The sequence below is a fragment of the Paraburkholderia sp. CI3 genome, from assembly GCF_050436505.1.
In the GTDB taxonomy this organism is placed as follows: domain Bacteria; phylum Pseudomonadota; class Gammaproteobacteria; order Burkholderiales; family Burkholderiaceae; genus Paraburkholderia; species Paraburkholderia tuberum.
Genome location: NZ_JBNDMI010000001.1, coordinates 1 through 12,368, shown reverse-complemented (window position 1 = coordinate 12,368; position 12,368 = coordinate 1). Strand labels below are relative to the sequence as shown.

General features: G+C 61.4%; 8 protein-coding genes and 1 pseudogene. 6 read left to right on the top strand and 3 right to left on the bottom strand.

Features of this window, described 5'->3' with window-relative positions:
* Positions 1-70 precede the first annotated feature (70 nt).
* The 3 genes from OKW29_RS00045 (at position 71) to OKW29_RS00035 (ending at position 3,445) form a co-directional block, all read left to right on the top strand.
* Positions 71-1,594 (top strand): hypothetical protein, encoded by a 1,524-nt coding sequence (locus OKW29_RS00045; RefSeq protein WP_429289468.1) that lies wholly within the window; start codon positions 71-73, stop codon positions 1,592-1,594.
* Positions 1,595-1,605: 11 nt separating this feature from the next.
* Complete coding sequence (locus OKW29_RS00040; protein WP_429289467.1) at positions 1,606-2,064, top strand: hypothetical protein; 459 nt, start codon at positions 1,606-1,608, stop codon at positions 2,062-2,064.
* A gap of 250 nt (positions 2,065-2,314) precedes the next feature.
* Positions 2,315-3,445 (top strand): IS110 family transposase, encoded by a 1,131-nt coding sequence (locus OKW29_RS00035; protein ID WP_429289466.1) that lies wholly within the window; start codon positions 2,315-2,317, stop codon positions 3,443-3,445.
* 635 nt (positions 3,446-4,080) lie between these two features.
* Here the strand turns inward: OKW29_RS00035 and OKW29_RS00030 are convergent.
* The 3 genes and pseudogenes from OKW29_RS00030 to OKW29_RS00020 all read right to left on the bottom strand — a co-directional run.
* A pseudogene (locus tag OKW29_RS00030) lies at positions 4,081-4,908 on the bottom strand (IS91 family transposase); the annotation flags it as partial.
* A gap of 242 nt (positions 4,909-5,150) precedes the next feature.
* Positions 5,151-6,302, bottom strand: coding sequence for an IS110 family transposase (locus OKW29_RS00025; RefSeq protein ID WP_429289465.1), 1,152 nt, complete (start codon positions 6,300-6,302; stop codon positions 5,151-5,153).
* 571 nt (positions 6,303-6,873) lie between these two features.
* On the bottom strand, positions 6,874-8,571 hold the full coding sequence (locus OKW29_RS00020; RefSeq protein WP_429289464.1) for a leucine-rich repeat domain-containing protein: 1,698 nt from the start codon (positions 8,569-8,571) through the stop codon (positions 6,874-6,876).
* Between the two features lie 463 nt (positions 8,572-9,034).
* On the opposite strand from OKW29_RS00020, the gene OKW29_RS00015 reads away from it, so the two are divergent.
* From OKW29_RS00015 to OKW29_RS00005, 3 genes are read left to right on the top strand one after another with little or no spacing between them, the layout of a single operon-like run.
* Positions 9,035-10,288, top strand: a complete 1,254-nt coding sequence (locus OKW29_RS00015) for a site-specific integrase (RefSeq protein WP_429289463.1) — start codon at positions 9,035-9,037, stop codon at positions 10,286-10,288.
* Positions 10,285-11,262, top strand: coding sequence for a tyrosine-type recombinase/integrase (locus OKW29_RS00010; protein WP_429289462.1), 978 nt, complete (start codon positions 10,285-10,287; stop codon positions 11,260-11,262). Before OKW29_RS00015 ends, OKW29_RS00010 begins: the two co-directional genes overlap by 4 nt.
* The gene (locus tag OKW29_RS00005; RefSeq protein ID WP_429289461.1) at positions 11,255-12,268 is read left to right on the top strand and encodes a tyrosine-type recombinase/integrase; all 1,014 of its coding nucleotides are present in this window, start codon (positions 11,255-11,257) and stop codon (positions 12,266-12,268) included. Before OKW29_RS00010 ends, OKW29_RS00005 begins: the two co-directional genes overlap by 8 nt.
* Positions 12,269-12,368 lie beyond the last annotated feature (100 nt).

Sequence of the window (12,368 nt, the reverse complement as noted above, 5' to 3'; positions counted from 1 at the left end):
TCAACCCTGATGGGGCCAGCGTCCCCTGATGGGGAGTTGGCCCCAAACTTTTTTTGCGGAGCCAACTCTTATGTACAAGCTGACTATCCCCGGTGAATCCTTCATTGTCGCGACGCTCGCCGGCGTGCTGGCGCTGTTTCGCGACGAACGCGTGCAGGGGACCGAAACCGCGCTGATTTCTCTCGAATGCGATCGCACACAGACGAGCGCGACAACCGTGACGCGATACAACGGCAAGCTGGCCATTCGCCGTGCCGGCACGGCTGCCGAAGTGGTGGCGTCGCTCTTCGACGAGGTGCGCGAGGACTGGCTGTCCAGGTATGGCGACGATCCGAAGCCGTGGCAGATTCGCCCTGCGCATTGGGACGAGCTGTTCGGGCTCTTCGAGCTCGCGCGCGCGCCGGAATGCTTCCTCTCCAGCAGCCAGATCGATGCCGAAAGGACAGCAGCGCGCGACGCTCGCCAGTTCTTCAGTCTCTCTTCGTTGCTGCAAGACGCAGCGGTCGAACGCTTCGGCTTTGGCGCAGGCGGCCCGCCCGCGCGCGGCGGTGGGACGAACGGCAGACACGAAGTGCACGTCGCGTACGCGCTCCTGCGCAACGAGCCTGTGCCGGATGCGGTGCTCGACGACTATCGCACGATGGATCGCGGGTTTCGCTACGATCTCGAATGGGCCGAGCCGTTGCTCAATGTGCCCGAACTGCGCGGGCGCCTGCCGGCCGAAAAACATCGCTGGGTGGCGTCCGTCATGCGTGCGGCAAAACAGCCGATCACGGCTGGCGACATCGACGCGATCGTGGCCGCCGTCAGCGGTCTACCAAACGCGTGTAGCTTTGTGGAGGTAGACGACGCGCTGTTCGAAGCGCACATCCTGTCGGTGGACGCTCTGCCGCCGATGTTCAACGAGCCGGTGTCGTTGGGCACCCCGGTGAACGACCTTGCCGCGCGGCTGCGCCAGATTCTGACCGACTCCAGGCGGGACAGAGCGCTGGACCACGCTGACATGGAGCGTACACAAGGGCGGACGACTGCGCGCCGGCACAAGCTGGAGCGCGAAATGGCGTTGCTTTCGCACGGTCGCGAGACCTTCGAATGGGCAAACAGGGTGGCCGTTGCGCTCGAACAACGTGAGCTGTCGCTACTGCTCCAAGTGCTCGATAGCCCCGACACGCGTAACCGCAGCAGCAAGCGCGCGGTCGAAGAGCACTACGGCGTGAAGCTGCGCTCAATGAATGCGAAGGATCGCCGTCGCGCGATTTTCGCCTTGTGCGGGATGGATGCAGCAGCGCAGGCGGCGTGGGAAGCTGCCGAGGCAGAACGCAAGGCGGCTGCACGAAAGGCGGAAGACGCGCAGTACGCGAAGGAGGCCGCCCAGCGTGCGCAGTACCAACGTCCCGATGGTGTTGTCATCGATGGCGCACAGCATGTCGAAGACGCGATCGCTTCCGGTTTCCGTGAAATCCGCGATTGGCGCAAAGGCGCGAGCAATCAGTACGCGATTGTCAATCCCGAGCTCGGCCAGGCGCGAACGCTGCGTGCGAAGGATGGCACGCTGGACTATGCGCGCGCGATGCTTGAGCGACTCGCGGCCTGAGGGAGGGGACCATGCGATTCGATCGTCAACCCAGGGCGGAAGGTCTTCGCTGGACGCCGCGGATGGAAGCCTTGCATCTGAGTCGCCAGGAGCGGGCTCGCGAAAAGATTGATCGTGCCTACCCGCTCTTCAGCGATCAGATTGAAGCGCCCCAGGCGCTTTCTGTCGTAGAAGAAAGAGAACGGCGCGAACGGCTGCTATACCAGACCGAGCAACGCATGCGCGATCTGTTCGCCCAACAATGGCGTAGCTTACGTCGCGAGTACTTCGCATGCGCGCCCGACGTGCGCGCTCGGATCATGGAGGTCTGGGAGGGGTGGCGCGGTCCGGCCAATCCAGTCTCTCTGGCCTACGTGATCGAGCAGCACAACGGAGTTGGCGAAGAGAAGTCCCGGCGGCACCGCGAGCGGGAAGCGGCCATGATCGCCCGGATCGATGCAGCACGGGCCGCGCAGACAGCGCTGCTTTGACGGCGTTTTCCTGAACCACAGCCGGCGCATATGCGCCGGCTTTTTTTTCGTCCACAGGCCTGACGTGTAGAAGTCTGGACTTGATTTGACAGACGGTGTCAGTCGGCGGTCTCAGTTCGTTAAGACACTATGACTTTCCGTGAGGTAGAGGCTGGCCCGCCGTGAGGAATCAAACGCGGGTTAGCATCGCTGCCAGAGCCGCACGGTGTGGACGGTGCCACACCCGGCGATTTCCCGCACGGAGGCCAGCATGGAACACGATAGCACGCTGTACGTAGGACTCGACGTTCACAAGGATTCGATCACTGTCGCCTATGCGTTCGGCACGGGCGAGGTCGAACTGCTCGGCAAGACCGGTACGACGAAGACGGATATCGATCGCCTGTGCAAGCGTCTTCAATCGAAAGCGCGACACGTACGCGTTGTTTACGAGGCAGGACCATGTGGCTACGGCCTTTACCGGAAACTGGTCCAGAAAGGATTCGACTGCATGGTGTGCGCGCCGTCATTGATTCCCAGAAAGCCCGGCGAGCGCGTCAAGACGGATCGGCGCGATGCGGTCAAGCTTGTGCGGTCCTTACGGGCCGGTGACCTGTCAGCTGTGTACGTGCCGACCGTCGAGGACGAGGCATTTCGCGACCTCGCCCGCGCATGGATGACGGCCAAAGACGATTTGAGGCAGGCGCGGCAGCGGCTCAAGTCGTTCCTGCTCGCGCACGATGTACGCTATGCCGGTCATGCCGACTGGGGACCAGCTCACCGACGCTGGGTGAGCCAGTATGCGTTCGGTAGCGAATGGCAACAGTTCGCGTTCGAGGAACTTCGGCGTACGATCGAAGATCGGCTCGCGCAATGCCAGCGTGTTGAAGCCGCCTTGCGTGAGGCAGTGACAAACTGGCGGTTCTATCCGGCCGTCCTGGGTCTGCAGGCCATGCGCGGTGTGCAGTTCACCACGGCCGTTGGAATGCTTGCCGAACTCGGCGATCTGTCACGCTTTGAGCATCCGCGTCAATTGATGGCATGGCTCGGCGTCGTCCCGTCAGAACACTCATCGGGTGACAAGCGACGGCAGGGAAGCATCACCAAGACCGGCAATAGCTACGCCAGAAAGTTGCTCGTGGAGGCGGCCTGGAGCTATCGGCATCCGGCACGTGTAAGCGCCGACATTCAGTGTCGGCATGAAGGCATTCCCAAGGCCATCATCGATCGCGCCTGGGACGCGCAGGTTCGACTATGTCGCCGATACCGGAGGCTGGCCGCGCGTGGCAAGAATGCCAATACGACGGTCGTGGCCGTCGCCCGTGAACTGTCAGGTTTCATCTGGGACATCGGGCGCCTGGCGATGTCGCTCGCATTACCTTATCGCAGAGAGGCAACCTGATTACGAAGCACCACGTCGCTCACCCCATAGATCCACGAGTTTCCTGAAGGCGGCGTAGCCCGGCTACTCGAGTAACCCGCGGCACAACCCCGCAACGGATATCACCCGACTTGCGGCTTAAGAATGCGGCAGGCTCATGAGACGGTCCATGTAATGCGGTAACCAACCCGCGGATATCAGGATGATCCACCGTCGAGATTTACTGCTACGCCGCCCTCAGGGAATTCATTTGCGCATGAGAAGACTGCAAACCACACAATCCGATTGACACGGAAAGTCATATCAGGGTTATTCGACGTCTGCCCTCATTCACATGGCTGTGAGTGCGCCGCGGCGCGTGTGGGCAGGCGTCGGATAAGCCTCGAGGGAGGAAACCGCGGGATGGTCCGAGACGCTCGGAATTTCAGGTGGCTATGGCGATTGATGTTCCGGCATCCTCAGCATGGTTAGAGGAAGGCGGCTCAAACAGGATGCTGGACGAGCCCAGACGTCGTGATGATGCGATGCACTGGCGCGAGGGTGAGGATGAAGTGGATGTGCGGGAGGCTGTGTGACGCGACAGGCACAAACGTCCGCTTGTGGGCCGCGTTGCCGCAAAGCCGACGATGGGTTGGCAGATCGAGGAAGCGTCGCTTTCATGGGCGGGCCTGCATCGGTGGCGCGCGAATCGGTGCGGTGCGCTGGAGGATGTCGATGACGATCATCGGAGCCCCGCAGTGCCGGCAGACGAAGGCGGGTCGGGGCGCCACGACGGGCGCCTCGGATGGCGAGTCGGGTTCGGGCGTGACGTGCAGCAGCTCACGCAGCTTCGCGAGACTGGTGCGGCGCACCGGGTTGGCGAGCAGCCCGTAGTGACGGATGCGATGGAACCCGCCGGGCAACACATGAAGCAGGAAGCGACGCATGAACTCGCCGGCCTCCAGCGTCATGGTCTTGTAGCGGGTGCGCCCCTTCTCGCGGTAGTCCTTCCAGCGGAACGTCACGCCGTGCTCATCGAAGGCGAGCAGACGCTGGTTGGAGATCGCAACGCGGTGCGTATAGCGCGAGAGATAGGCGAGCACCGCTTCCGGTCCTGCAAAGGGACGCTTGGCGTACACAAACCATTCGCAGGCACGCAGCGGTGCCAGCCACCGGGCAAAGGTGGCGGGATCGGCGAGCACCGCATACTCACCGAAGAACTGCAGCTGGCCGTGCCGATGGGCATCGGTGAGCGCTTCGAGGAAGCGGCGCCGGAACAGGCGTGAGAGGACGCGCACTGGCAGGAAGAAGCCGGGGCGGCAGGCGATCCAGTGCTCGCCGTCGGGCGACAGCCCGCCACCCGGGACGATGCCGTGCACATGCGGATGATGCGTGAGCGCTGAGCCCCAGGTGTGCAGTACAAGCGTGGCCCCGATCTGGGCGCCGAGGTGTCCTGGATCTGCGGCGATCGTGCGCAGCGTGTCGGCGGCGATGTCGAACAGCAAGCCTGAAGCCGATTGTGCGCGCGTCAGACGTGACGTCCGACCACCTTCTATCCGCCGGCGCTTGGCCGGCCTCATCCTGCATGCGCGATACGCCGGTATCATCAACCGCGAACATACCCCATCTACATGAATCGGTTGCATCAGCAACCCAGGGGGCTCACGGGCATGTTCACCTCAGACCGTTTGTGCTTGCGTCGTTGCCTGACCGACCGTTACCTCCTTCCTGCAAAACCTTTAGGAGCCTACGCCGACTTCAGCCGTGCGCCTTCGGGAATCACACCGTCTTTCAGATAGCGCCACAGCGCAATTGCGAGGCGCCGTGCGACCGCGACGATCGCGATGCGCCGCGCGCGACGGTTCGGCCCCGTGCCCTGTGTGCGCTCGTTGAACCAGCGCGTGAGCGCGCTGTCGGGCTGGTAGCGCAGCCAGCACCACGCCATCTCGACCAGTAACGCGCGCACTCGTCGGTTGCCTTGTTTGCTGATTCCCTGGTCGACCTGGCTCTCGCCACTGTCGTAGGGCTGGGCCACCAGCCCTGTGCAGGCACCCACTTGGCGGCGGTTGCTGAACTCCCTCCAGAACAGTTCGAGCGCGAGACGCGACGCGCCCACTTCGCCAATCCCTTTCAGGCGCGCCAGGTCATCGCTTCGCTTGCGCGCGGGTGCCGCTACGCTCGTCTGCCGCGTCTTTTCCAGCGTCGCGAGTTGCTGCTGCGCCAGCGCCAGTCGGCCGCACTCGCGCAGCAGCCGTTCGCGCATTTCGGGCGGCAACGGCGCGCCGTCGTGGCACTTCACCTCGTCACGGGCGAGCCGGCCGGCGAAGTGCCTGTGATCGACCTCATCCCAGCAGCCGAACGTGGCCAGCAGTTTGCGCATGCGGTCGCAGTGCTGCCGCACTTCCTTTTGCAGTTGCCCGCGATCGCGCATTAGGTGCCGCGACGCTTCGTCCTGCGGCGATGGCACGTGAACCACGTGCATGCGGTCGCGCTCGCCGCGTAGCCACGCGCGCAGGTTGATCACCAGCTTGATGGCATCGAGCCGATCGGTCTTCGCGCGCCGCTTGTGGCGTTCGACCGGAATGCTGGCCGGATCGACGACGTAGCACTCGATGCCGCGCGTCTGAAGGGCGCGACAGATCCAGAACGCGTCTTGGCCGGCCTCGTAGCTTGTGACAACGCGCACACCTGATGGTAGCGACCACTTCTCTTTGTGCTGTTCGATCAGGTCCAGCACCGCCTGCAGACGCGCTGCAGCTTGCGGCTGCGCGACTGTGTGCACAGCCGGCTTCTCGCGCCGGCCGTCGTGCAGCGCGACCTTCCACTTCGCGCACGCCAGTTCGAGCGACACCGCCAACACCAGCTCCTCGGTACCCGTGTATGCCTGATCTGTACGCATGATGCTCTCCTGTGAGCCAAGCCCGACACGCTGATTTTAAGCGTCGGCTTGTCGACGGCCTGGATGTCTCATAGGATCTACCGCGCGAGCGGTTTCGTTCGCCGGCCATGAGCGGACTGTTGAGTTTCGCACCCAAAAGCGGTCGGTGGCGTTGCAAATCATCCCGTGACCCGCCTCTTCGTACCCATTGTGCCGATTGTTCAACCGCGCCGAGTGCTGCGATGAAAACTCGCAACCAGCAGGCTGAAAGCCAGGAACGAAATCAGAAAATACCTTTTCTTGCTGGCCTCTGGACACGTTCAACACCGGAAAGACCAGCAGCGCTGGGAAGACTCAGAACTCTTCGTCAGACAGCGCGTGGATGCTTTTAGCGAGTTCTACTAACGCTACAATTTGGTGCTCGGCGGTGGTCTCAGGGTCGGATGGAACTGCTTGGAAGTACGCCGCCCGTTGTTCGAGCGGTACAGCACGAATGGCCATTACGGACGGCAATGAGTCGGCCAGTGGCTCTGTACTCGTTTGGGCCGTTCTTTATGTGCCGGCTATGATTCTGTTCAGACAACACCCGTCCCTAGAAGGTATCAGATGCAGTGGCATCAATATGCCGCAGCAATGAAGGATGCAAGAAGCCCGATTTGACCAGATAGCTCAGTTCTTTTTCCGAAACAGGTGGAAAACCGCTGATGCGATAGACGCTCCGGCCGTCGTCGCTCAGTTCGACGTTAACCGGCCCATACCTGTCCCTAAATTGGGCTCGCACCATTTTGTATTTCTCGTCGTACAACACCTTAATTTTATGACCATCCAAAAAGAGTTCCTGGCTTTCAGCCTTTTGGCTATGAATCAAGACCGCAGCTCCTAGGACCTTCTCTAGCGGCAAATGCATCTTGTTCAGCCTCTCATCTAAAGACGGCTGCCCTCTGGCAGGCATGGGTTGTGGCACAGTGATGGCATCGGAATCGAGCCCGATTTCTTGAAGCCGGCGCTTGAGTTCCGATTTCGGCATGCTTGACGGCGTTTTCAGGTCTGTCAGCTTGGCCGTCCTAGCCGAAGGTTTGGGCACCAGGTATACGTCGTTCCCCATCCTCTCGACGACGAAATGTGCCTGTGCCAAACCGAGAACCTCACGTGCCAAGGCCGAGAGCGGCTGCGGGTCGCCCCGTGGCTTGGAGCGTCTGGCAACCGTCGTGTCGTTTAGCGTGGTCGTGAGCAGCGCTCGCTTCTCGTGATGCGCCAAACCCAACATCCAAGCGTTGTTCGTACGCATATCGTGGTTGTTCGCACGCATATCGTCCTTTATGGGGGAATACACGACGCCTCTTGGCACCTCGTTCCCGTGGATACGCCGTTTAGCTGTTGTAAGCCCTTCGTGGTCCCGAAAACTATGTAGGAGCGCCGCACCATCCTCGGGAATATGAAACGGGTCGGCATACAAGGCCCACTCGGACTCTGCTTTCCCGAATCTCACCCGTCGGGGCACATCATTTATCGAATATGCGTGCGTAGCCATGCGATAAGCTAGCTCGCTATGGTGCGGAGTATTCAGTTGTTCGCGCTTTGCGTTGATATTACGTTGTCTTGCGCCGCGCCATACCCGCTGAATTATGGTGGCGGCGTGGTCAGCGTTGCGCGAACTCCCTTGGATCTGCGCCCCATGGGTGGAGTCGCCTGGATCCGCTTGGTCCGGCATTGACAAGAGCGCAATGCAATTCGGTAAGGAATCGAACTTACTCTCAAATTGGTTACCACTCAGATTTAAGAATTCGAGATGGGTGAGCGCACGCAGATCCGGCAAGGTTGTAAGTCCCAGGTTGCTCAAATCGAGATCAGTTGCTTCGTTCGCGCCACAAGCCGCTATTCTTCTTGCCGCGTCTTCACGTCTTTCACTCGGTTGCTGCGATTGATCTAGCCGCCACTGTTCGACAGCACACACCATTTGGGCCGCGGGCGAGATTTTGTTGTTCGCAGGTTTTCCGGCGCGCGGGCCGACTTGCAAGTCAGGAAGGCCTACACCACGCTGTGATTGCGACGACGCGTTAGCTTTTCCACGCTGATCGCCGGAAGTCAGACTCCCCGAGGAAGTGTTGCGCACGCCGTTCCTCGCGGGCGACGAACGCAAAGGCGACAGTTTCGACAGCGGACCCTGATCGGGCGTTATTGAGCCGGGAGGTTTTTGGGCTCCATTAGCCGACGGAGTCGACGGAGCCGAATCGGCCGACGAACTCGAAGGGAACTTGCGGTCGATGAAGCCATGCAATGAAAATTTCACTTAAGCAACTCCTTTGTTACGGTCGCGACACGGCTACATATGTACTACGATGCCTTGCTTGCCGCTTCCTACTGAGCGAAAAACACGTCACCCAGACGAATTTCATAAATGCGCGGTTCGCAACCGTGAACATGCTTTTACTATTTATGCGCTTGCAGGCCTATCATTCCGAAGCGCTCTGCGTCGAGTCGTCGTTGGCTATCGCGTCGGCAGCGCCGTCGACCGTGACTTATGCGGCGCCGTAGGCGAACGGCCGCTTCGGCGCGCCCCGAAGGGCTGCAAAGGGTCGCTATGCAAAGCTTTACATAGCGACCCCTATGTATAGATCTCAACTATGTATAGTTTGCTGGCTTCGAATTCGCGTAATGTAGGCGCAGCGCGGCTGGTGGCAGGCCGGTCAGCGATCTTCTAGACATAGTTTTGGTATCGGAGTCCAGTGGTGGTTCCACTTCAGGAGACCGTCATGGGAAACGTCCGACTGCCTCAACACAGCTTCACCAACTGGCTCGACGTGGGGCCCTTGGCGCCTCATGTCGATGCGTTCGTGCAATATCGGGCGGACCGTGGTTACGCCAAGAACAGTTTTGCCACTTACGTGCGCAGCATCGATCATTTTGCGCAATGGATTCATCGCCGTCGTGTGGATGTTTGTCGCATCGACGAATCAGTGCTCGCCGAGTTTCTGAACGAGCACCTTCCGTCCTGCCGTTGCGACGGTGTCGTTCAACGCCATCGACCCAGTCTGAGCGCTGCACTAGGGCATCTGCTGGTAGTGCTACGCGCTCGAGGAGTGATCACCCCACCGGTCGTGAGCAAAGCGCCGGTAAGCGAAGAACTACGCCAGTACGACGAGTACATGGATCATGTTCGTGGCCTCGCTCCGAAGACCCGGGAGTCGGCACTACGCATCGTAGGTCGGTTCCTGACCTCGCGGTTCGGCGACTACGTCATCGACATCCCGATGGTCAGGCCTGAGCACGTGCGCCGCTTCTTCGCCCAAGAGGCAAAGCTCTACAGCAAGCCGGCGAGTGCCGGCGCAGTGGTGGCCGCGCTGCGCGGCTACTTCCGCTACCGCGCGTCACTCGGCGATCTTGTACATGGGCTCATCGGCGCGCTCTCGTATCCTGCCAACTGGCAATTGGCTTCGCTGCCCAGGACCCTGACGACCGAAGAAGTCGAGCGGCTGATCGGGTCTCTCGGCCAAGCCGGCCGCTGCCCGATGCGGCGTACCGCCATCGTACGATGTGCCCTTGATCTTGGGCTTCGCAGCGGTGAAGTTGCGCGGCTCGGCCTTGATGACATCGACTGGCGCGCCGGTACGATCACACTCCGGCACACCAAGGGGCGTCGGGAAGACGTACTGCCGCTGCCATCGACCACCGGCGCAGCGATTGCCGCGTACCTGAAGGATGAACGTCCCAAGACCCGCAATCGCGCTGTCTTCGTACGTCACGTCGCCCCACGCGGCGAGCCCGCAGGCCCCGATCTCGTGCGCAAGACGATTCGCCAGGCCTACGCTCGCGCTGGGCTGCCATACACAGGCTCACACCTGCTTCGCCACACCATGGCAAACCGACTGCTGGCATGCGGCTCCTCCCTCAAGGAGGTGGCCGACGTGCTGCGCCATCGGTCCCTGAACACGACACTCATCTACGCCAAGCTCGACAGCCGTAAATTGGTCGAGGTGGCGCTGCCGTGGCCGGGGAGCCCATCATGAGCGCCGTCCTCTCTCTGCACGCGTACGTTGAGCGCTACCTTACTGAGCGCCGCGGCCTCGGGTTTGGTCTACGCAGCCCGGCTTATGCCTTACGCAGCTTCGCACGGCACGTTCAGTCCATCGGTCACCGCGGACCGTTGACTGTGGAGGTCATGGCCGATTGGGCGCGACGCGACAGCCACGGCAGCAGCGACCCGCACACGTGGGCGAGACGACTCAAACAGTTGCGCTCGTTCATGCGCTGGCTGCAACAGTTCGAGCCGCGTACCGAGGTTCCCGACGATGCGATCTTCGGTCGCCTGCCGGAGCGACAGGCACCGCATATCTATAGCGAGAGCGAGATCGTTGATCTGCTGGCTGCCGCTCGACAGCTTGGGCCGGCCCCGGGCTTGCGCGGAATCATCTTCGAGACACTGTTCGGACTGGTCGCCAGCACGGGGCTGCGAATCTCAGAAGCGCTGGCGCTGCGCATCGAGGATGTCGACCTCACGCGCGGCATGCTCACCATCCACCAGACCAAGTTCGGCAAGTCGCGTCAGGTACCTATGCACCCCACCACGATCGAAACCCTGCGTCGCTATCGGTTGACGCGTGAGCTGTCTGGCGAGTCCGTGCAGGAGGACGCACCGTTCTTCGTCGGCACGCGCGGTCAACGCCGGGGACTGCCGCTGGGCGAGCGCCAGGTACATCGCGTCTTCAAAGGGCTACGCGAGAACCTGAACTGGCGCAACCGCGGGACCCATCACGCCCCGCGTATCCACGATCTGCGGCACAGCTTCGTCGTGCACCGCATCATGCGATGGCACACGCAGGGTGTTGATATCGATCAGGCGATGCTGTCGCTGTCGACCTACGTCGGGCACGCCATGGTGACCAACACGTATTGGTACCTCTCGGCGGTTCCGGAGTTGATGGGTTTGGCTGCAGAGCGATTCGAGTCGTTCATGCCCCAGGTGGAGGTGCCCGATGCGTAATGCCGTCGCACCCAAGCCGCCTTCATTCGCTTCGCTCGTGCAGCAGTTCTTTACCGAATACCTGGTCACACAGCGCGCGCTCAGCTCGCGCCCGGTAGCGTGTTACCGCGACGCCCTGGTGCTGTTTCTGGACTTCGCCGGGCGCAAGCTGGGCAAGGAGCCGACCGCGATGCAACTCGTGGACATCCAGCCCGATCTGATCCTGGCATTCCTGGATCATCTGGAGCGCGAGCGGAACAACTCGGTTCGCAGCCGCAATCTGCGGCTGACCGGGCTGCGCGCATTCCTGAAGTTTGCCGGCCGACGCGATGTCGCCTCGCTACATGTTGTAGAGCGAGCCTTGGCGGTGCCGATGAAGCGCTTCGAACGCCCGATGCTGGGTTTCCTCACTCGCGAAGAGATGGTGGCAGTCCTGGGGCAACCCGGACCGACCTGGTCCTCGCAGCGCGACCATCTACTCATGGCGATGCTCTACAACACCGGCGCTCGTGTGTCCGAGATTATCGGCGTGCGCGTGAGCGATGTCGTACTCGACGGAGCGGCTTGCGTGCACCTGCAGGGCAAGGGTCGCAAACAACGATCGGTACCGCTGTGGAAGACGACTGTGCAGGAAATCCGCGCATGGCTGCGCCTCAACCCACAACTGCGAACTGAAGCAGCCTTGCTTCCTAATCGCGACGGGCGCGCGATGACTCGCTGTAATGTTGGGCAACGCTTGGATCTTGCCGTCGCCCGCGCCGCGACCAGCCTGCTGAGCCTTGCCAACAAGCAGGTTTCACCGCATACGTTGCGTCACACCACGGCGATGCACCTGCTGCAATCGGGCGTGCCCTTCAACGTGATCGCACTCTGGCTCGGACATGAGAGCACCAATACCACTCACCGCTACGTTGAGGCAGACCTCGCCATCAAGGAGAAGGCACTCGCTCGGCTGGAAGCTCCCGCGACCAAGATGCGGCGATTTCGTGCGCCGGATTCGCTCATCCGCTTCTTACAGACGCTATAACTATGTAAAGATCCGTCGGCCCCTCAAGCCCTGCGGAACAGGGGCCGATGCCCGCCTTCGAGCCAACCTATACATAGTTGAGATCTATACATAGGGGTCG

Coding starts and splice junctions, on each gene's coding strand:
- OKW29_RS00010 (WP_429289462.1), top strand. CDS start 10,285: ATGAGCGCCGTCCTCTCTCTGCACGCGTACGTTGAGCGCTACCTTACT.
- OKW29_RS00045 (WP_429289468.1), top strand. CDS start 71: ATGTACAAGCTGACTATCCCCGGTGAATCCTTCATTGTCGCGACGCTC.
- OKW29_RS00035 (WP_429289466.1), top strand. CDS start 2,315: ATGGAACACGATAGCACGCTGTACGTAGGACTCGACGTTCACAAGGAT.
- OKW29_RS00015 (WP_429289463.1), top strand. CDS start 9,035: ATGGGAAACGTCCGACTGCCTCAACACAGCTTCACCAACTGGCTCGAC.
- OKW29_RS00040 (WP_429289467.1), top strand. CDS start 1,606: ATGCGATTCGATCGTCAACCCAGGGCGGAAGGTCTTCGCTGGACGCCG.
- OKW29_RS00005 (WP_429289461.1), top strand. CDS start 11,255: ATGCGTAATGCCGTCGCACCCAAGCCGCCTTCATTCGCTTCGCTCGTG.
- OKW29_RS00025 (WP_429289465.1), bottom strand. CDS start 6,302: ATGCGTACAGATCAGGCATACACGGGTACCGAGGAGCTGGTGTTGGCG.